The organism is Methylibium sp. (assembly GCF_965279545.1).
Taxonomy (GTDB): domain Bacteria; phylum Pseudomonadota; class Gammaproteobacteria; order Burkholderiales; family Burkholderiaceae_C; genus Methylibium.
In genome coordinates, this window is record NZ_OZ257250.1 from 420,950 (window position 1) to 439,239 (window position 18,290).

General features: G+C 71.3%; 18 protein-coding genes. 10 read left to right on the forward strand and 8 right to left on the reverse strand.

The genetic code is table 11. The features are described 5' to 3' along the window. The first annotated feature begins 236 nt into the window (after nt 1–236). From ACQY9S_RS01970 to ACQY9S_RS01990, 5 genes are all read left to right on the forward strand, one after another. The gene (locus tag ACQY9S_RS01970) at nt 237–1,109 is read left to right on the forward strand and encodes a pirin family protein (protein WP_428422893.1); all 873 of its coding nucleotides are present in this window, start codon (nt 237–239) and stop codon (nt 1,107–1,109) included. A gap of 366 nt (nt 1,110–1,475) precedes the next feature. Further along, a complete protein-coding gene (locus ACQY9S_RS01975; RefSeq protein WP_428422894.1) occupies nt 1,476–1,718 on the forward strand; it encodes a hypothetical protein in 243 nt (80 codons plus the stop codon). 126 nt (nt 1,719–1,844) lie between these two features. Then, complete coding sequence (locus ACQY9S_RS01980) at nt 1,845–2,372, forward strand: Spy/CpxP family protein refolding chaperone (protein ID WP_428422895.1); 528 nt, start codon at nt 1,845–1,847, stop codon at nt 2,370–2,372. 133 nt (nt 2,373–2,505) lie between these two features. Then, nucleotides 2,506–3,216: a response regulator gene (locus tag ACQY9S_RS01985; RefSeq protein WP_428422896.1), complete on the forward strand. Its 711-nt coding sequence runs from the start codon at nt 2,506–2,508 to the stop codon at nt 3,214–3,216. Between the two features lie 33 nt (nt 3,217–3,249). Continuing rightward, nucleotides 3,250–4,731 carry a sensor histidine kinase gene (locus ACQY9S_RS01990; RefSeq protein ID WP_428422897.1) on the forward strand — a complete coding sequence of 494 codons (1,482 nt, stop codon included), beginning with the start codon at nt 3,250–3,252 and terminating at the stop codon, nt 4,729–4,731. Between the two features lie 9 nt (nt 4,732–4,740). On the opposite strand, the gene ACQY9S_RS01995 is transcribed toward ACQY9S_RS01990, so the two are convergent. Further along, nucleotides 4,741–5,208 (reverse strand): DUF3717 domain-containing protein, encoded by a 468-nt coding sequence (locus tag ACQY9S_RS01995; protein ID WP_428422898.1) that lies wholly within the window; start codon nt 5,206–5,208, stop codon nt 4,741–4,743. Nucleotides 5,209–5,228: 20 nt separating this feature from the next. Beyond that, nucleotides 5,229–6,536 carry a tryptophan--tRNA ligase gene (locus ACQY9S_RS02000; RefSeq protein ID WP_428422899.1) on the reverse strand — a complete coding sequence of 436 codons (1,308 nt, stop codon included), beginning with the start codon at nt 6,534–6,536 and terminating at the stop codon, nt 5,229–5,231. A 100-nt stretch (nt 6,537–6,636) separates the two neighbouring features. Between ACQY9S_RS02000 and purN the strand changes: the two genes are divergently transcribed. Continuing rightward, a complete protein-coding gene (gene purN / locus ACQY9S_RS02005; RefSeq protein ID WP_428422900.1) occupies nt 6,637–7,263 on the forward strand; it encodes a phosphoribosylglycinamide formyltransferase in 627 nt (208 codons plus the stop codon). 59 nt (nt 7,264–7,322) lie between these two features. Here purN and ACQY9S_RS02010 read toward each other — a convergent pair whose 3' ends face one another. The 4 genes from ACQY9S_RS02010 to ACQY9S_RS02025 form a co-directional block, all read right to left on the reverse strand. Continuing rightward, nucleotides 7,323–7,757, reverse strand: coding sequence for a universal stress protein (locus ACQY9S_RS02010; RefSeq protein ID WP_428422901.1), 435 nt, complete (start codon nt 7,755–7,757; stop codon nt 7,323–7,325). 130 nt (nt 7,758–7,887) lie between these two features. After that, a complete protein-coding gene (locus tag ACQY9S_RS02015) occupies nt 7,888–8,760 on the reverse strand; it encodes a sulfurtransferase (RefSeq protein WP_428422902.1) in 873 nt (290 codons plus the stop codon). A 193-nt stretch (nt 8,761–8,953) separates the two neighbouring features. Then, complete coding sequence (locus ACQY9S_RS02020) at nt 8,954–9,850, reverse strand: DMT family transporter (RefSeq protein ID WP_428422903.1); 897 nt, start codon at nt 9,848–9,850, stop codon at nt 8,954–8,956. Between the two features lie 60 nt (nt 9,851–9,910). Beyond that, nucleotides 9,911–11,080 carry an aromatic ring-hydroxylating oxygenase subunit alpha gene (locus ACQY9S_RS02025; RefSeq protein ID WP_428422904.1) on the reverse strand — a complete coding sequence of 390 codons (1,170 nt, stop codon included), beginning with the start codon at nt 11,078–11,080 and terminating at the stop codon, nt 9,911–9,913. 254 nt (nt 11,081–11,334) lie between these two features. Between ACQY9S_RS02025 and ACQY9S_RS02030 the strand changes: the two genes are divergently transcribed. The 4 genes from ACQY9S_RS02030 (at nt 11,335) to ACQY9S_RS02045 (ending at nt 15,410) form a co-directional block, all read left to right on the forward strand. Continuing rightward, on the forward strand, nt 11,335–11,592 hold the full coding sequence (locus tag ACQY9S_RS02030) for an exodeoxyribonuclease VII small subunit (protein ID WP_428422905.1): 258 nt from the start codon (nt 11,335–11,337) through the stop codon (nt 11,590–11,592). Then, the gene (locus tag ACQY9S_RS02035) at nt 11,589–12,482 is read left to right on the forward strand and encodes a polyprenyl synthetase family protein (RefSeq protein WP_428422906.1); all 894 of its coding nucleotides are present in this window, start codon (nt 11,589–11,591) and stop codon (nt 12,480–12,482) included. The genes ACQY9S_RS02030 and ACQY9S_RS02035 overlap by 4 nt, the downstream gene beginning before the upstream one ends. Nucleotides 12,483–12,489: 7 nt before the next feature. Further along, entirely contained in the window at nt 12,490–14,385 is a 1,896-nt protein-coding gene (gene dxs / locus ACQY9S_RS02040) for a 1-deoxy-D-xylulose-5-phosphate synthase (RefSeq protein ID WP_428422907.1), read from the forward strand. A gap of 128 nt (nt 14,386–14,513) precedes the next feature. Beyond that, complete coding sequence (locus ACQY9S_RS02045; RefSeq protein ID WP_428422908.1) at nt 14,514–15,410, forward strand: GTP cyclohydrolase I FolE2; 897 nt, start codon at nt 14,514–14,516, stop codon at nt 15,408–15,410. 187 nt (nt 15,411–15,597) lie between these two features. Here the strand turns inward: ACQY9S_RS02045 and ACQY9S_RS02050 are convergent, their stop codons facing one another. Further along, nucleotides 15,598–16,260, reverse strand: coding sequence for an HAD family hydrolase (locus tag ACQY9S_RS02050; RefSeq protein ID WP_428422909.1), 663 nt, complete (start codon nt 16,258–16,260; stop codon nt 15,598–15,600). Further along, entirely contained in the window at nt 16,257–18,116 is a 1,860-nt protein-coding gene (locus ACQY9S_RS02055; protein WP_428422910.1) for a chorismate-binding protein, read from the reverse strand. The genes ACQY9S_RS02050 and ACQY9S_RS02055 overlap by 4 nt, the downstream gene beginning before the upstream one ends. Nucleotides 18,117–18,290: the final 174 nt, after the last annotated feature.

The window sequence follows — 18,290 nt, forward strand, 5'->3', positions numbered from 1 at the left end:
GCCGGCAAAAGACAACGGCGCCCTCCGTGGGGGCGTGCGTCGGCTCCCGGCGACCGGAGCGGGGGTACGAGGGGCGATTCTCCGCGCTGGGCCCGAGCGCAAGAGGCTTGCTTTGCGCCGGGTGGGCGCAAAGGGCCGGCCGCCCGATTGCACGCGCGTGAACCGTGCGTGCAGATTCTTTGGGCGAATGACACCCTGCGCAGCCTCAAGATGCGGGTCTCGAAGGAGATGAAACAATGAAACAGCTTTCGTTCATCCAGCGCAGCCAGGGACGGCATTGGGTCGGCGATGGATTCCCCGTGCGCAGCATCTTTTCGTACAACGACCTCCCGCAGGAGATGTCGCCCTTCCTGCTGCTCGACCACGCCGGCCCGGCGAACTTCGAGCCGACCACGGCAAGGCGCGGCGTCGGCCGGCACCCGCACCGGGGTTTCGAGACCGTCACGATCGTCTACGCGGGCGAGGTGGAGCACCGCGACTCGACCGGTGCCGGCGGCGTGATCGGCCCGGGCGACGTGCAGTGGATGACCGCGGGCAGCGGCATCGTTCACGAGGAGTACCACGGCGCCGACTACGCCCGCCGGGGCGGGCCGTTCGAGATGGTGCAACTGTGGGTCAACCTGCCCGCCAGGGACAAGATGGCGGCCCCCGGCTACCAGGGCATCGCCGCGGCGCAGATTCCGCAGGTGGAACTGCCCGGCGGGGCCGGCACGGTGCGCGTCATCGCGGGGGCCTTGCAGGGGGCCACGGGGCCTGCGCGCAGCTTCAGCCCGATGAACGTCTGGGACCTGCGTCTGGCGGCCGGCCGCCAGGCCCGGCTGCCGGTGCCGGCCGGGCACACGACGGCGCTGTTCGTGCTGAAGGGCGCCGTGCGCGTGGCCGGCGGCGAGACCGTCGGTGAAGCCGAACTCGCGGTGCTGGAGCGCGATGGCGACACGGTGATGGTCGAAGCCCTGCAGGACGCGACCCTGCTGCTGCTGGGTGGCGAACCCTTGCGCGAGCCCGTCGTCGGGCACGGCCCGTTCGTGATGAACACGCAGGCCGAGATCCGCCAGGCCTTCCTCGACCACCAGAGCGGACGCCTGGGCCGCCAGGCGTCCACGGCGTGAAGACCCGGCGCGGGTCTCGCAGGAGCCGTGGCGTCACCGCTGTCAGCGGCTGGCGGGCATGAAAAAGGTGGACAGCGCGATGCGCTGTCCACCGGAAAGAAGCCGTCAGCGGGAGGAGGGAGACGGGAGGAGGGACGGCCCCTTGCACCGGATCGGCTCGTCACCGAACCGGCACGCTCAATTTAGTTCGGCAGATCGCGCGGGTCTGTAGGAAAACTGCTCGACGTGCCCCCTCGGGCGTGCGCTCGCGCACCTCCACTCGCACGCCCGGACCCCCTTCGGAGCCACCCCCAGCGCGGGACGCGAAACACCGCGAGATGAACGAAGCTTTCCTGCGTGCCGACACCGTCGGCAAGGAGAGACGAAATGCACTTCGAAGAGCAGGACTGCGGCGGCTGCCGCATCTATGGTGGGACCTTCGAGAGCGCCTACGGCGGCTATGTGGCGGCCGTGGTCGTGCTGAGAACCGGCCCCAAGGCCGAGCTCGTGTTCAAGGACGACAGCCTGTCCTGTGGACACACCTTCGACACGCCGGCCTCGGCCTTGCGCCATGCGATGGAGGCGGGGCGCCGCGCCGTGCGCCGGCAGGCCGAGCTGATGACGACCTGAATGTGCTTGCACCGCGGGCGGCGGGCCGCCCCGGTTCACACATCTTTACCCCAACCGCAAGTGCGCTTCACCGCCGCGTCCGAGCATCTGTTCACCCCGATGGGGTTTGCAAGGAAAGGACGCACGATGAACACCTTCTCTCTTTCTGCCCGCGGCGCACGCGGCGTCATCCTCGGGATCGCGGTGGCCCTGGCCGGCGGCGTGAGCCTGACGGCCTGGGCGCTGCCCGACGGCGGCCCCGCAGGCCGGCCGGCCCACGGCGCGCCGGGCTTCGGGCTGGGCGGCTCGCCGCGTCAGCTCGACCGCATGCTCGACAGCGTGAAAGCGACCGACGCGCAGCGCAGCCAGATCAAGCAGATCGCCCAGGCCGCCGCGGCCGACCTGAAGGCCCAGCGCGAGGCGGGCAAGGGCCTGCGCGAACAGCAGGCACGCCTGTTCACCCAGCCGACCGTCGACGCGCAGGCGGTCGAGGCGCTGCGCCAGCAGATGCTGGCGCAGCACGACCAGGCCAGCCGGCGCATCACCCAGGCGATGCTCGATGCGAGCCGCGTGCTGACGGTCGAGCAGCGTGTCCAGCTGGCCGAGCGCATGAAGGCGCGCCACGACCGGATGGAGCGCCATCACGGCGCTCCGCCGCCGGACCGCAACGGCTGATAGCGGGTGCACCACGAGCCGGCCCGCATCGCGCGCCGGCCCGTGACCGCCCGGCGCTGGCATATCCTCCGGAACCGCCGGTTCCACTGTGCCGTCGCAGCCCGCCGGCTGCGACGGTTTTCCGCCGAACACCATGAGTGCCCGACTGCTGCTGATCGACGACGACGCGCGCCTCACCGCGATGGTGGGCGACTACCTGCGCCAGGCCGGCTACGAGGTCGAAACCGCGACCACGCTCGCCGCCGGCCGCGAACGCATCGAGCGCGAGCTGTACGACGCCCTGGTGCTCGACCTGATGCTGCCCGACGGCGACGGCCTCGACCTGTGCCGTGAGCTGCGGGCGTTGCCGCGCACGCGCGCGCTGCCGCTGCTGATGCTCACCGCGCGCGGCGAGCCGATGGATCGCATCGTCGGTCTCGAACTCGGCGCCGACGACTACCTCCCCAAACCCTTCGAGCCGCGCGAGCTGCTGGCGCGCGTGAAGGCCTTGCTGCGCCGCGCCGCGCCCAGCGGTGCCGACGGCGACGTGCTGCGTTTCGGGCGCCTCGAGGTCGATGCCGGGGGGCGCCAGGCGCGTCTCGACGGCAAGCCCTGCGAGCTGACCAGCTACCAGTTCGATCTCCTGGTGGTGCTCGCCAACGCACCCGGGCGCGTGCTGTCGCGCGACCAGATCATGGACGCGCTCAAGGGCCATGCGCTGGAGGCCTTCGACCGCTCGATCGACGTGCACATCTCGCGCATCCGCGCGGCGATCGAGGACGACCCCAAGACGCCGCGCCGCATCCTCACCGTGCGGGGTGCGGGCTACGTGTTCGCGAAGAAGCAGGATGCCGAGGCCGCCTGAGGCCCGGCGCGGGCACGGGGGGCGGTCCTTCCGGTGAAGACGCTCTACCTGCGCATCTACCTCACCGTCGTGGCGGTGCTGCTGCTGTTCGCGCTGGTGTCGGGCTGGCTGCTCCAGCGCAACATCGAGCACGAGCGCACGCGCTTCGAGGCGAGCGGCAACGAGCGGCTGGTCGCCTGGGGCGAACTGCTGCAGAACGCGCTGCCGCCGGCCGATGCGTCGCGCGCGGAGCAGGGCCAGGCCCTGCTCGAATGGTCGTCACGGCTGCGCATGCCGCTGGCGCTGGACGACGAGCAGGGGCAGCGCATCGCCACCTCGCAGGCCTTCGCGCGCTGGATCGACGCGCCTGGCGGGCCGGACGAGCCGCCGCCGGCCGGCGAGCGCCGCCCGCCTCCGGGTGCTCCCGAGGCTGCCCCACCCGGGTGGCCGCGAGACGCGCGCGAGCGCCGGCGCGATGTGCCGCCTGACCTCGCCGAGCGCCGGCTGCCCCAGCGCGTGACGCTCAGCGACGGCCGCACCCTCTGGGTCGTGCGGCCGAGCATGCTGCGTCCCGGCGGTCGCGGCCCCGACGGGCGCCTGCTGGTGCCCGAGCCACCGTTCTTCCTGCAGGGCGTCGGCCTGCTGCTGACCCTGGGTGTGCTGTTCATCGCCGTGGCCGCCGGCGCCTACCCGGTGGTGCGGCGCCTGACGCGCCGGCTCGAGGTGCTCAAGCAAGGGGTCGAGACTTTCGGCGCTGGCGCGCTGCACCATCGCGTCGATGCCACCGGGCGCGACGAGATCGCAGCACTCGCCACGAGTTTCAATGCGGCGGCCGCGCGCATCGAATCGCTGGTGCAGGCCAACCAGTCGCTGCTGGCCAATGCCAGCCACGAACTGCGCTCGCCGCTGGCGCGCCTGAAGATGGCGCTGGCGATGCTCGACACGGCACCCACCGAGCGGCGCGGCCCGTTGAAGCAGGAGATCGAGCGCAACATCCGCGAGCTCGATACGCTGGTCGAGGAGGTGCTGCTCGCGAGCCGGCTCGATGCGCGCCACGAGCGCTCGCGCGACGGGGTCGACGAGCGGGTGCGCGATCCGGTGGACGTGATCGCCCTCGCCGCGGAGGAAGCGGCCCGCTTCGACGCCGTGCTCGAGCTGCCCGACGAAGCCGACCGCGCCGCGGCAGTGCCGGCCACGCTGCGCGGCGACGAGCGGCTGCTGCGCCGCGCACTGCGCAACCTGCTCGAGAACGCGCGGCGCTACGGCGGCATTGGCGCACCGGAGCTGCAGCTGCGGCGCGTGGGCGAACGGCTGGAGCTGCGGGTCAGCGACCGGGGCCCGGGTGTGCCCGAGGCGCAGCGCGAGCGGATCTTCGAGCCCTTCTACCGGATGCCGGGCCACGCCGAGCAGGCCGGCGGCGTCGGTCTCGGACTCAGTCTGGTCCGGCAGATCGCCCACCACCACGGCGGCGAGGTGCGCTGCGAGCTGCGCCCGGGCGGCGGCAGCTGCTTCGTGCTGAGCCTGCCGATCGCCTGAGGCAGGCGATCACTCGGCGGACCGAGAGGGCTGGGGTGACGGGGCCGGGAGCGCAGCGGGCTTCTGCGCTTCGGCCTCGCGCGCCCGCTCGGCGTAGCGGTTGAAGCGCCAGGCCGTGGCTTCCATCGTGATGCGCCGCCAGGTCGCGCGCTTCTCGGCCGGGCTCAGCGCGGGCCAGTGCTGCACCTCGTCGAAGGTCCGGCCGCAACCCTTGCAGACGTCGTCGCCCTGGCTGGTGGAGCAGATCGCGATGCAGGGCGCGTCGGGCGTGCTCGCATACCAGGCCAGCCAGGCCGCCTTGGCCTTCGGGGGCATCGTGTCCTCGTCGCACTGATTCTCGCGGTAGTAGACGAGCAGCGCATACACCTCGGCCAGCGCACGCACCTCGGCGCAGGCGGTGATGCCGTCGGGCGATGGCGAGCGTTCGCGCCACCAGTTGATGGCGGACTCGATGTCGGTGATGTGGATGCCGGCCATGGCGGCGCGCCCGGGCAGCGTCAGTCCTGCGCGGCGACCAGTGCGCTCAGGGCGGCCTCGACCTCGGCCGCGTCGACCCCCTCGCTGCGCTGCACCGGGGCGCCGGCCAGCGCAGCCGCCCCCTCGGTCTTCAGGCGCTTGACCCAGCCGCCGGCCTCGCGGCCATCGGGCAGGCCAGCACTTTGCAGCAGGACCTTGCCGCCGACGGTCGTGAGCTTGAAGAAGAAGCGTCCGTCCTCGCGGTACTGCTTGAACTCCGGCAAGGATTCATTGAGGGTTCGAGGGGGCTTCTTCGGCTCGGGCCGACTCACCGCCACCATCGCCCGCAGGCCGACGGCCTGGCGCAGTTCGCGGATCAGCGGCGTGGCCACCGCGCGGGCCTTGCGCGCGCCCTCCTGCAGCACCGCCTCGATGGCTTCGGGGTGCGCCATCAGCTGCGCATAGCGCTCGCGCATCGGGCCGACGTGGGCCTCGACCAGCGTCACCAGGCGCTGCTTGGCCTCGCCCCAGCCCAGGCCGGCGCGCAGCTCGGCGCGGAAGGCGGTGCGGGCCTCGGGCGTCGCGAAGGCGTCGTGGATCGTCACGAGGTGGGCGCCGTCCGGGTCCTTCGGCTCGCCGGGCAGCCGTGAGTCGGTGACGATGCGGGCGATGGCCTCCTTCAGGCCCCTGGCGCCGCCCTCGAACAGCGGGATCGTGTTGTCGTAGCTCTTCGACATCTTGCGGCCGTCGAGCCCGGGCAGCGTCGCCACGTCCTCCTCGACCTCCGCCTGCGGCAGCACGAACAGCTCGCGCCCCTGGCCGTACAGGTGGTTGAAGCGCTGTGCCACGTCGCGCGCCATTTCGATGTGCTGCACCTGGTCGCGGCCGACCGGCACGCGGTGGGCGTTGAACAGCAGGATGTCGGCCGCCATCAGGATGGGGTAGCAGTACAGGCCCATCGTGATGCCGGCGTCGGTGTCCTCCGACGCCGCGGCATTGGCGTCGGTGGCTGCCTTGTAGGCATGCGCGCGGTTCATCTGGCCCTTGGCCGTGACGCAGGTCAGCAGCCAGGTGAGCTCGGTCGTCTCGGGGATGTCGCTCTGGCGATAGAAGGTGACGCGCTGCGTGTCCAGGCCGGCGGCTAGCCAGGTGGCGGCGATCTCGAGGCGGGAACGCTCGATGCGGTCGGGCTCGTCGCACTTGATCAGCGCGTGGTAGTCGGCCAGGAAGAAGAAGCTCTCGACGCCGGGCTCGCGGCTCGCGGCGATGGCCGGGCGGATGGCGCCGACGTAGTTGCCGAGGTGCGGTGTGCCGGTGGTCGTGATGCCGGTGAGGACGCGTTCGGTCATGGGGGAACTCGGGCTGGGGCCGGCGCTGGCGGCTGGAAGGGGGCGGGCAGGAGAAGAATTGTAGGTGGGGCCTCCGGAGCGGATCGCTACACTGCCGCCCGTGAAACGCATCGTCATCCTCATCTCCGGCCGCGGCTCCAACATGGAGGCCCTCGTCGAGGCCTGCGCCCGCGAGGCCTGGTCGGCCCGGGTGGCTGCCGTGATCAGCAACCGCGCGGACGCCGCCGGCCTGGCCTATGCGGCGGCGCGCGGCATCGCGACCGCGGTGGTCGAGCACCGCGCGTACGCCGATCGCGAGGGTTTCGACGCGGCGCTGGCGCAGGCCATCGACGCGCACGGGGCCGACCTGGTGGTGCTGGCCGGCTTCATGCGCATCCTGACGCCGGGTTTCGTGCAGCGCTATGCCGGGCGGCTGCTCAACATCCACCCCTCGCTGTTGCCGGCCTTTCCGGGCCTGCACACCCACCGCCGCGCGATCGAGGCCGGCTGCAAACTGGCCGGCGCCACGGTGCACTATGTGACGGCGGCACTCGACCACGGGCCCATCGTCGCGCAGGCGGTGGTCCCGGTGCTGTCCGGCGACACCGAGCACACGCTCGCTGCGCGCGTGCTCGCCAGCGAGCACCGGCTCTACCCGATGGCCGTGCGCTGGGCCGTCGATGACGCGCTGCTCACCGCCGACGGCGTGGTGCGCCAGCGCGACGGTGCGCCGCAACTGCTGCTTTGACCGGCGCACCCGGCTAGCCCGCCGGCCGGAGGGTCTCGGCCGGCGTGGGGCGGCCCGCGTCAGCGCACCACCAGCACCGGGATCGCGGTGTGCGTCAGCAGCTTCTGCGTCTCGCTGCCGAGCAGCAGCGCACTCATGCCGCGGCGGCCGTGCGAAGCCATCACGATCAGGTCGCAGCCGTGCTGGCCGGCATGTTCGATGATCGCTTCGTAAGGGTGCACGGCCTCCAGCGTGTAGGTCTCGCAGTCCAGGCCGGCGGCCTTGCAGGCCGCAGCCACCTGCTGGACCCGCCGCTGGGCGATCTGTTCCTGCGCATCGAAATACTCCTGCGGCGCGATCGGCTGGATTTCGCTGATCGCGCTGTAGGGGAAGGGCTCCTTGACGCTCAGCGCCTCGACCTTCGAGCCCAGCGCCTTTGCCAGCGAGACGGCGGTCGCGATGGCCTTGGCAGTGACGTCGCTGCCGTCGGTGGGAACCAGGATGCGTTGGTACATGGCGGACTCCAAGGCGAGCGGTGTGGGGGGCTCGGGAGTGCATCTTGCGCCACCGGGCTGCACCGCATATTGCCGAGGATCAAGTGCCGCGTCGAGCCCGCGGGGGCCGAGGGGGCCGCTGGCCTGTTGATCAGCCGCGCGCCACCGGCCGCGCCGGGTCGGCGCACCACTCGCTCCAGGAGCCCGGGTAGAGCGCCGAGCCGCCCAGGCCTGCCGCTTCCATCGCCAGCAGGTTGTGGCAGGCGGTGACGCCGGAGCCGCACTGGTGCACCACCTCGGCCGGGGGCCGGCCGGCGAGCAGCGGTGCGAAGGCGGCGCGCAGCGCCTCGGGAGCCAGGAAACGGCCCTGGGCGTCGAGGTTGTCCTTGAACGGCCGGTTCAGTGCGCCGGGAATGTGCCCGGCCACCGGATCGAGCGGCTCCACATCGCCGCGGAAGCGCTCCGCCGCCCGCGCGTCGATCAGGCGCACACGGCCGAGCGCGGCCTGCAGCGCGGCGGCGTCCAGGGTCGGGGTCAGCGCTGCGCCCAGCACGTAAGGCGCCGCCGCCGAGGGGGTGGGCATGGCGGCGTCGAGCGCACCGCCACCGGCGAGCCAGGCCGGCACGCCGCCATCGAGGACGGCGACCTCGCGGTGCCCGAGCCAGCGCAGCATCCACCATGCGCGGGCCGCGAACATGCCGCCCTGCCGGTCGCACACGACGATCGGGGACGCCGCACCGATGCCGAGGCGCGACAGCGTCGCGGCGAAGGCCTCGCGCGTGGGCAGCGGATGGCGGCCGCGAAAGCGCCCGTCGGCAGCGGGGGCGTGGTCGGCCAGATCGCGATCGAGGTGCAGGTAGTGCGCGCCGGGCAGATGACCCTCGCGGTAGCTGCGTTCGCCGGCCGCGGGATCGGCCAGGTCGAACGAGGTGTCGATCACGACGGTCGGTGCGCCGGCGGCGAGCCGCTCACGCAGGGCCGCCGCCTCGATCAGCGGCAAGGGCAGGGCAAGGACATCGGTCATCACAGTTCTCCTGATTCGCAGTCTGAGGCCGCGCGGCCGCCGCGGCTCCGGCCCCGCCGGGCCGCCAGCGTGCCTTGCAGGCCGCGCCGAGCCAGTGGCTCGGCCGCTCGCCAGGCACACAACCTCCACTGGAGCTTGTGTGTCCGGGCTTGCCCCCCTGGAGGGGGAGCGTCGAAGGCGCAATGGGGGTGGTTCAAGTCTCCAGTGTGGATTGGACGGCGTCGCGCGGCGCGGCGTGGTTGCGCAGCCGTGTCGCGGCGATGCCGGCAGCGACCACCAGCAGCATGCCGGCCAGTGCCATCGGCGTGACCGGGTCGTCGAACAGCAGCGCTCCGAAGGCGAAAGAGTAGACGATGCCGAGGTATTGCAGGCTGGCGTTGACCAGCGTTCGCCCGGTCGCATAGGCGCGCGTCATCAGCAACTGGGCGGCGGTGGCGAACAGCCCGACGGCCAGCAGCATCGCCGCCGCGAACGCATCGGTGTGGGCGTGGAAGCCGCCGCAGGCCAGCGCGGTCAGCAGCCCGGCCGCCATGCCCCCGACCGAAAAGTAGAACACCACGCGCGGCTCCGGCTCGCCGGCGCGGCCCAGCGCGGTGACCTGCAGGTAGGCCATTGCCGACAGCAGCCCCGACAGCAGGCCCATCAGGCCGTGCCAGAGCTGGTCGCGCTCGATCGTCGGCCGCAGGATCAGTGCGACGCCGACGAAGCCGACCAGCACCGTCGCGATCAGGCGGCCGTCGGTGCGCGCGCGCCCGAGCATGATCGCGCCGCCGATCAGGAACAGCGCCATCCACACCGAGGACATGTAGTTGAGCGTCATCGCCGTCGCGAGGGGCAGGCCGCCGATCGCGTAGAACCACAGGCTCAGCGCCGCCACGCCGCTGGCGCTGCGCCAGAAGTGCATCGCCGGCACCGGCGTGCGCACGCTGGCGCCGCGCCAGCGCAGCAGGGCCGCCATCGACAGCGCGCCGACCAGGCCGCGGTAGAACACGATCTCGCCGGTGGCGTAGTGCGCCGACGCGTACTTGACGCACACACTCATCGCCGCGAACAGCAGCGTGGCGAGCATCATCAGCAAAGACGCGGGCATCGTTCGAGGGCGAGAGGCGTGAGGAGCCGCCCGTCGGGCGGCCTCGCAGCGGCTTGCCGTTCAGCGCGGCAGCGCGCCGCGCCGCCGGTACCACTCGTGGAAGTGCTGCATGCCGTCTTCCATCGGGCTCTGGTAGGGGCCGAACTCGTCGTCGCCGCGCCGCCACAGCGCCTCGCGGCCCGCGTCCATGCGCAGCGCGATCTCGTCGTCCTCGACACAGGTCTCCATGTAGGCCGCCTGCTGGGCTTCGACGAATTCGCGCTCGAACGAGGCGATCTCTTCCGGGTAGAAGAACTCGACCACGTTGAGCGTCCTGCGCGGCCCCTGCGGGTACAGGGTCGAGACGACCAGAACGTGCGGGTACCACTCCAGCATCACGGTCGGGTGGTAGGTCAGCCAGATCGCGCCGTGCTTCGGCGGCAGGCTGTCGTGCGCGTCGCGGCGGTAGTTCAGCAGCGCCTCGTGCCAGCGGCGGTAGACGTCGGAGCCGGGCTTGCCGAGCGCCTCGCCGGCGTGCCTGGCGACGCCCACGGTCTGCAGCGAGTGCTCGGGGCCCATCTGCCAGCGCAGATCGTCGCAGGTGACGAAATTGCCCAGGCCCGGATGGAAGGGGCCGACGTGGTAGTCCTCGAGGTAGACCTCGATGAAGGTCTTCCAGTTGTAGTCGCATTCGTGCAGGTACACGCGGTCGAACACGTAGCCGGAGAAGTCGAACTCCGGCGGCAGCGTGAGGCCTGCCAGGTCGGCGTGGACATCGCGACGGGTGTGCTGGCGGCTGTTCGCGTCGGGCGGCGCTCCGGCTTCGAACAGCAGGCCGTTCCACTGCTGCACCGGGTAGTTGTTCAGGTGCAGGCAAGGGTCGTCGGGGAAGTGGGGGGCGCCGACCAGCTGGCCCGACAGGTCGTAGGTCCAGCGGTGCAGCGGGCAGACGATGTGGTTCTTCGTGTTGCCGCGTCCGCGCAGCATCACCGCCTGGCGGTGCCGGCAGACGTTCGAGACCAGCTCGATGCCCCGGGGGGTGCGCACCAGCGCTCGCCCTTCGCCCTCCTGCGGCAGCGCATGGTGGTCGCCGACCTCGGGCACCGCGAGCGCATGCCCGAGGTAACGCGGACCAGGTCGGATGATGAGCTCCTCCTCGCGTCGGTACAGATCCTCGTCGAAATAGCTCGACACGGGCAGCTGCGCGCGGCTGCGCCCGAGGACGTCAAGGGTGATGCTCAAGTCGGACATGATCCGAAGGGTCTCCGATATCCGGTGCCGGCCGTCGGTGACGGCGAGGGCGCCACGCCGTCACGGCGACGGCAGGGGCACCTGCATGCTGCAGGGGGGAACCGCGGATTCTATCGGTCCGTCCTCCGAGCGCCGGGTCCCGCACCGGTCGACGGCAGCAATCCCTAAGGGCTTTTGCGGTGTCGCACAAATGCTCACGCTCCCCGGCATCGCTTGACGCCCGGCTGACTACAATTGGGTTTTGACGCGATCTCATGGCCAAGCAAGCACCCGCCAGCGGGCCCAGCCCTTCGATTCCTGCCGCCGAACCCGCCAGCTACGAAGCGGCGCTGGCGGAGCTTGAACAACTGGTCGCGGCGATGGAAGCGGGCCAGTTGCCGCTCGACCGCCTGCTCGACAGCTACCGCCGCGGCGCGGCGCTGCTGACCTATTGCCGCGGTCGGCTCGAAGCCGTCGAGCAGCAGGTGCAGGTGCTCGAGGCCGGTGAGCTCAAGCCGTGGGCAGCGGCATGAAACGCGATGAATTCGACAACTGGTCGCGCGAGCGGCTCGCAGCGGTCGAGTCGGCCTTGGAGCGCTGGGTGCCGGCGCTCGCACCGGCAGGCCTGGGCGATGCGATGCGCTACGGCGTGCTCGACGGCGGCAAGCGCCTGCGCCCGCTGCTGGTGCTGTCGGCTGCCGAGGCCGTGGGCGCGACCGGCAGCGAGGCCGCGCTGCGTGCGGCCTGCGCGGTCGAACTGATCCACGCTTATTCGCTGATCCACGATGACATGCCCTGCATGGATGACGACGTGCTGCGGCGGGGCAAGCCGACGGTGCATGTGCAGTTCGGCCAGGCGCGGGCCATGCTGGCGGGCGACGCGATGCAGGCGCTGGCCTTCGAGGTGCTGACGCCCGAGGACGAGAGCGTGCCGCTGGCGCTGCAGGCCCGTCTGTGCGGCTTGCTGGCCCGCGCGGCCGGCCAGGACGGCATGGCCGGCGGGCAGGCGATCGACCTCGCCAGCGTCGGGCGGCCGCTCGACGAACAGGCGCTGTGCGACATGCACCGCCGCAAGACCGGTGCGCTGCTGCAGGCCAGTGTCATGATGGGCGCGGCCTGCGGCGAGGCGAGCGGACCGGCGAAACAGGCGCTCGCCGAGTACGGCGCGGCGCTCGGGCTGGCCTTCCAGGTCGTCGACGACATCCTCGACGTGACCCAGGCGTCCTACACGCTCGGCAAGACCGCGGGCAAGGATGCCGACCAGAACAAGCCCACCTACGTCACCGTGCTCGGGCTGGGCGCTGCGCAACGCCGCGCCGAGGCGCTGCGCGCGCAGGCGCAGGCCGCGCTGGCCCGCAGCGGCCTGCCCAACGCGGCCTGGCTGAGCGTTCTCGCCGACAAGGTGGTCGAGCGCGATTGTTGAATTGCCCATGAAGTCCTATCCCCTGCTGTCCACCATCGACCAACCGGCCGACCTGCGCGGCCTGTCGCGCTCCGAGCTCAAGCAGCTGGCACAGGAGCTGCGCGACCATGTGCTGACGAGCGTGTCGCAAACGGGCGGGCACCTGTCGAGCAACCTCGGCACGGTCGAGCTGACGGTCGCGCTGCACCACGTGTTCAACACGCCGCAGGACCGCCTGGTGTGGGACGTGGGCCACCAGACCTATCCGCACAAGATACTCACCGGCCGGCGCGACCGCATGGCCGGCCTGCGCCAGCTCGGCGGCATCAGCGGTTTCCCGCGGCGCGACGAGAGCGAGTACGACACCTTCGGCACGGCGCACTCGTCGACCTCGATCTCCGCCGCGCTCGGCATGGCGCTGGCCGCCAAGCTCAAGGGCGAGGACCGTCGCTCGGTCGCGATCATCGGCGACGGCGCGATGACCGCCGGCATGGCCTTCGAGGCGCTCAACAACGCCGGCGTGTCCGGTGCCAACATGCTGGTGGTGCTGAACGACAACGACATGTCGATCTCGCCGCCGGTCGGGGCGCTGAACCGATACTTCGCGCGCCTGATGTCCGGCCGCTTCTACAGCGCCGCCCGTCAAGGCGCGAAGAACGTGCTGAAGAACGCACCGCCGCTGCTCGAGCTGGCGCGCCGCTTCGAAGAGCATGCCAAGGGCATGATCGTGCCCAGCACGATCTTCGAGGAGTTCGGTTTCACCTATGTCGGCCCGATCGACGGCCACGACCTCGACTCGCTGATTCCCACGCTCGAGAACCTGCGCGACCGCAAGGGGCCGCAGTTCCTGCACGTGGTCACGAAGAAGGGCTATGGCTACAAGCTGGCCGAGGCCGATCCGGTGGCCTACCACGGTCCGGGCAAGTTCAATCCTGCCGAGGGCCTGAAGAAGGCCGTGCCCGGCAAACCCACCTTCACCCAGGTGTTCGGCCAGTGGCTGTGCGACATGGCGGCGAAGGACGAGCGCCTGATCGGCATCACGCCGGCTATGCGCGAGGGCTCCGGGCTGGTGGAGTTCGAGCAGCGCTTCCCGGGCCGCTATTTCGACGTCGGCATCGCCGAGCAGCATGCGGTGACCTTCGCCGCCGGCCTCGCCTGCGAGGGCCTGAAGCCGGTCGTGGCGATCTACTCGACCTTCCTGCAGCGCGGCTACGACCAGCTGATCCACGACGTGGCGATCCAGAACCTGCCGGTGGTGTTCGCGCTCGACCGCGCCGGCATCGTCGGTGCCGACGGTGCGACGCATGCCGGCGCCTACGACATCGCCTACATCCGCTGCATTCCCAACCTGAGCCTGATCGCACCGGCCGACGAGAACGAGTGCCGCCAGGCGCTGACCAGCGCCTTCGAGCAGAACCACCCGGTGGCCGTGCGCTATCCGCGAGGCGCCGGCGTCGGCGCGGCGGTCCAGCCCGAGCTGAAGGCGCTGCCCTGGGGCCGGGGCGAGCTGCGGCGCGAAGCGCGTGGCAGCGGCCGGCGCATCGCGATCCTGGCTTTCGGCACGCTGCTGCACCCGGCGCTGGCGGCGGCCGAGAAGCTCGACGCGACGGTGGCCAACATGCGGTTCATCAAGCCGCTGGACACCGAACTGCTGCTGAGGCTGGCGCGCAGCCACGAGGCGCTGGTCACGGTCGAAGAGGGCTGCCTGCAGGGCGGTGCCGGCAGCGCGGTGCTCGAAACCCTGCAGGCCGCCGGCGTGAACGTGCCGGTGCTCACGCTGGGCCTGCCGGACGAGTTCGTCGAGCATGGCGACCCGGCCAAGCTGCTGGCCGGGCTGGGCCTGGACGCCACCGGCATCGAGCAGAGCATCCTGAAGCGTTTCGGCGCGAAACTCGAACTGGTGAGGCCGGCGATCAACGGCTGACGGTTGTTGCCGCGACGAAGGCGACAAGGCCCTTGTCGCCCCCGGGAACGGCGCCGTCTGATACAAACTGTCATGCTTGCGAACGAATTCAACGCCGAAGACCGCTGCAAACGGCCGGCGCGACGCCCATGAACGACATGACCCATCTTTCCGCCTTCGGCCTGACGCACATCCCCGACACGCAGAGCGAGCGCGACGAGCGCCATCTGGCAATCCAGCGCGTCGGCGTGAAGGAGGTGCGCTATCCGCTGACCGTGCGCATCGGCGAGCACGCCTCGTCCACCGTGGCGAGCTGGAGTCTGGATGTCGCGCTGCCGGCGGAGCAGAAGGGCACGCACATGTCGCGCTTCGTGGCCTGGCTCGATGCGCTGAGCGCTTCGGGCAAGCCGCTCGATGCCGCCGCGCTGCGCGACGAACTGGTGCTGATGCTCGACAAGCTGCATGCGGTCGAAGGCCGCATCGAGGCGCGCTTCCCGTTCTTCATCCGCAAGCAGGCGCCGGTGTCGGGCGTGTCCAGCCTGCTCGACTACCAGGGCGCCTGGCTCGCCGAGCGCCGCGCCGGCGTCAGCACGGTGTGGTGCGAGGTGGTGGTGCCGGTCAAGAGCCTGTGCCCGTGCTCGAAGGAGATTTCCGACTACGGTGCGCACAACCAGCGCTCGCACGTGACGATCCGAGCCGAACTGATGGAGCCCCCAGGCGACCGCCAGCGTCCGCCGCCCCCCCGGGGGGGCGAGTCGACTCGGGAGCGGCCCGTCGTCGACTCGGCGGGTGAACTCGGCTTCGATGCGCTGGTGCGTTTTGCCGAAGAGTCGGCGTCGAGCGAGATCTGGGGCCTGCTGAAGCGCCCCGACGAGAAGTGGATCACCGAGCGGGCCTACGAGAACCCGAAGTTCGTCGAGGATCTGGTGCGCGACGTGGCGCTGCGGCTCAACGCCGACAGCCGCGTCGGCCGCTACCGCGTCGAAGTCGAGAACTTCGAGAGCATTCACAACCACTCGGCATTCGCGGTCATCGAACGCGAATGAGCTCGCGCGCAGCGCGAGCGGCGCCGGGTCGGCGCCCGAATGGTTGCGGCAACGGCTCACTTCGCTCAGCGAAGTGAGCGTTGTCACAACCCACGTAGAAATTCAGGCATTCGCGGTCATCGAACGCGAATGAGTTCGCCCGGCGGCGGCTTCGCCAGCAACGCGCGGTACCCGCAGGCGGCCGGCCTCAGCTGCCCAGCATCTCGATCGGCCAGGCCTCGTGCTGCGCGATCGCCTGCAGCCTGGCGTCGGGGCGCACCGCGACCGGGTCGCTGACCGCGCGCAGCAGCGGCAGATCGCTCGCCGAATCGCTGTAGAACCAGCTGCGCTCGAGCCGGTCGAGCGGCCGGCCGTGGCTGAGGAGCCAGGTTCGCACCTTGTCCAGTTTGTGCTCGCCGTGGCAGGGGGGGCCGACGATCTCGCCGGTCGGCACGCCGCGCAGGTCGATGGCCGATTCCGTGGCGAGCACATGCTCGATGCGCAAGGCCCGCGCGAAACGCTCGGCGACGAGGCGTGACGTGGCCGTGACGATGCAGCACAGGTCGCCGGCCCCGAGATGCCGCGCCACCAGCATACGAGCGGCATGGGGCAGCCGCGTCGACACCTCGGTCTCGAACTCGTCGAGCCAGTGCGACAGCTCGGCACGGGTCAGGCGCCCGAGCGGCGCCACCATCGAGCGGTGCAGCGCCGCGACATCGAGTTCCCCGTCGACGTAGCGCTGGCAGTGCGCGAGGTAATCGGTCTCCAGCGCCGGCTCGAAAACACCCCGAGCGACGAGGAAGCGGATCCATGCCATGCCGCTGTCGTAGGGCAGCAGCGTGTGGTCGAGGTCGAACAGGGCGAGCTTCACGACAGCCGGGCGGGCAGCGCGCCGCGCAGCGCATTGCACACGACGATGGCTTCGGCGCGTGCCAGGTCGGTGCGCGTCAGCGTGCGCTCGGCGGCGGCCCAGGCCGGGTCTTCGAGCATCACGCCGCGCATCACGCCGGGCAGCGCGCCGTCGGTGAGCGGCGGTGTCCACCAATGCCCATCGAGTTGCAGGAACACGTTCGTGCGGCCACCCTCGACGAGCCGGCCGTCGGCCGTGAAGAACAGGCTGTCGAAGGCGCCGACCGCTTCGGCGGCCCGCACGCCGGCATCGTAGGCTGCGCGCAGCGTGGTTTTGTGCCCGGCCAGTGGCCGCGGCTCGGGCAGCGGTTCGGGCGCCAGGCGCAGCGCCACCGGGCCGGGTGGCAGCTCGATCAGCGGCGCGCCGGTGAGCTCGAAGCGCCCGGCGCGGTCGAGTGCCAGGCGCATCCGGCTCGGTGCCCCGGCCGGCAGCCGCCCGACCTGGTCCTGCAGCGCGTCGCGCAGCTCGATCTCGTCCCAGCGGAAGCCCAGCACCATGGCGCTGCGCTGCATGCGCGCAAGGTGGCGGTCCAGATGGCGCACGCCCTGTTCGCGCGTCGCGTGCAGGGTCTCGAAGATCGAGAAGCCCGGATCGAGACCGGTGAGAAAGCGGCCCTTCAGCTGGCACTCCAGGTACTCGTCCTCGGCCTCGCTGTCGAGCACGATGCCGGCGCCGATGCCGAGCCGGCCGGCGCGCAGGCCGTCACGGTCGGGGCCGAGCGTGAGCGTGCGGATCACCACCGACAGGCAGAAGTCGCCGCATGCGGTGCCCGGCGCCTCGGGGCCGGCGTCCACCCAGCCGATCGCGCCGCAGTACAGCCCGCGCGGCGTGCTCTCGAGCCCGGCGATCAACTCCATCGTGTGGTGCTTGGGCGCGCCGGTGATCGAGCCGCAGGGAAACACCGCGCGCAGCACCGCGGGCAGGTCCGTGCCCGGTGCCAGCTCGGCCCGCACCGTCGACGTCATCTGGAACACGGTGGCGTGCGACTCGACCTCGAACAGCTCCGGGACCTGGACCGAGCCGGTGCATGCGATGCGGCCGAGGTCGTTGCGCAGCAGGTCGACGATCATCAGGTTCTCGGCCCGGTTCTTGGTGTCCAGGCTCAGCAGCCGCGCGGTCTCGCTGTCGCCTTCGAGCACGGCGCGGCGCGGCGCGGTGCCCTTCATCGGCTTGGCCGTCAGCTGCCCTTGTGCGTGCCGCACGAAGAGCTCGGGCGAGCACGACAGCACGTGGGTGACGCCGGTGGCCTGCGCCTCGTCGGCGGGCAGCGCGATGAAGGCGCCGTAGGGCACCGGCTGGCGCGCACGCAGCCGCCGGTACAGCGCGACCGGCGCGCCGTGGGCCTGGAAGTCCAGCCGGTAGGTGTAGTTGACCTGGTAGGTCTCGCCGGCACGGATGGCCTCGTGGATGCGGGCGATCGCGGCGTGAAAGGCCTCTCGGTCCACGCTGGCCTGCACGTCCAGCGAACCCGCCGGGCCCGGCTCCGCCGAACCCTCCACCGTGGCGAGCCAGCCGGTCGCCTCATCGGCCGACAGATGCTGCAGTTCCCGGAACAGCAGCACGCGCAGCGCGGCGCGCTCGTCGCCGGCGCGGCGGCCGGCCTGCAGCAGCTTGGCGCCCCATTCGTAGTCGGCCAGCAGCACCGCGTGCAGGCCCGCGCGCTGGTCGGCCTCGACCGCGCGCCACACCGCGTCGAGCGCGGCCGGATCGTCGCAGCGGTGCGTGCGCACATGGCCCGTGTAGAGCCGGCTGCTCGGCCGCTCGCCCGTCGCCGCGCGGTCGTCGAGCAGGGCAAAGGCGGCAACGTCGTCGCTCATCGGCACGCAGTCTGCCCTACGAACCATCCATCACCGATGCCGCAGCGCGCCGACCTGGGCCAAGCGCAGCCCCACCGCGCGGACGCCGCGGGTCCGGCTCCGCCGGCCCGCCAGCGTGCCTTGCAGGCCGCGCCGAGCCAGTGGCTCGGCCGCTCGCCAGGCACACAAGCTCCA

What these genes read in the sequence shown, in the direction of transcription:
- ACQY9S_RS01970 (WP_428422893.1), top strand. Translation starts at nt 237, where the DNA reads ATGAAACAGCTTTCGTTCATCCAGCGCAGCCAGGGACGGCATTGGGTC.
- ACQY9S_RS01975 (WP_428422894.1), top strand. Translation starts at nt 1,476, where the DNA reads ATGCACTTCGAAGAGCAGGACTGCGGCGGCTGCCGCATCTATGGTGGG.
- ACQY9S_RS01980 (WP_428422895.1), top strand. Translation starts at nt 1,845, where the DNA reads ATGAACACCTTCTCTCTTTCTGCCCGCGGCGCACGCGGCGTCATCCTC.
- ACQY9S_RS01985 (WP_428422896.1), top strand. Translation starts at nt 2,506, where the DNA reads ATGAGTGCCCGACTGCTGCTGATCGACGACGACGCGCGCCTCACCGCG.
- ACQY9S_RS01995 (WP_428422898.1), bottom strand. Translation starts at nt 5,208, where the DNA reads ATGGCCGGCATCCACATCACCGACATCGAGTCCGCCATCAACTGGTGG.
- ACQY9S_RS02000 (WP_428422899.1), bottom strand. Translation starts at nt 6,536, where the DNA reads ATGACCGAACGCGTCCTCACCGGCATCACGACCACCGGCACACCGCAC.
- ACQY9S_RS02010 (WP_428422901.1), bottom strand. Translation starts at nt 7,757, where the DNA reads ATGTACCAACGCATCCTGGTTCCCACCGACGGCAGCGACGTCACTGCC.
- ACQY9S_RS02015 (WP_428422902.1), bottom strand. Translation starts at nt 8,760, where the DNA reads ATGACCGATGTCCTTGCCCTGCCCTTGCCGCTGATCGAGGCGGCGGCC.
- ACQY9S_RS02020 (WP_428422903.1), bottom strand. Translation starts at nt 9,850, where the DNA reads ATGCCCGCGTCTTTGCTGATGATGCTCGCCACGCTGCTGTTCGCGGCG.
- ACQY9S_RS02025 (WP_428422904.1), bottom strand. Translation starts at nt 11,080, where the DNA reads ATGTCCGACTTGAGCATCACCCTTGACGTCCTCGGGCGCAGCCGCGCG.
- ACQY9S_RS02030 (WP_428422905.1), top strand. Translation starts at nt 11,335, where the DNA reads ATGGCCAAGCAAGCACCCGCCAGCGGGCCCAGCCCTTCGATTCCTGCC.
- ACQY9S_RS02035 (WP_428422906.1), top strand. Translation starts at nt 11,589, where the DNA reads ATGAAACGCGATGAATTCGACAACTGGTCGCGCGAGCGGCTCGCAGCG.
- dxs (WP_428422907.1), top strand. Translation starts at nt 12,490, where the DNA reads ATGAAGTCCTATCCCCTGCTGTCCACCATCGACCAACCGGCCGACCTG.
- ACQY9S_RS02045 (WP_428422908.1), top strand. Translation starts at nt 14,514, where the DNA reads ATGAACGACATGACCCATCTTTCCGCCTTCGGCCTGACGCACATCCCC.
- ACQY9S_RS02055 (WP_428422910.1), bottom strand. Translation starts at nt 18,116, where the DNA reads ATGAGCGACGACGTTGCCGCCTTTGCCCTGCTCGACGACCGCGCGGCG.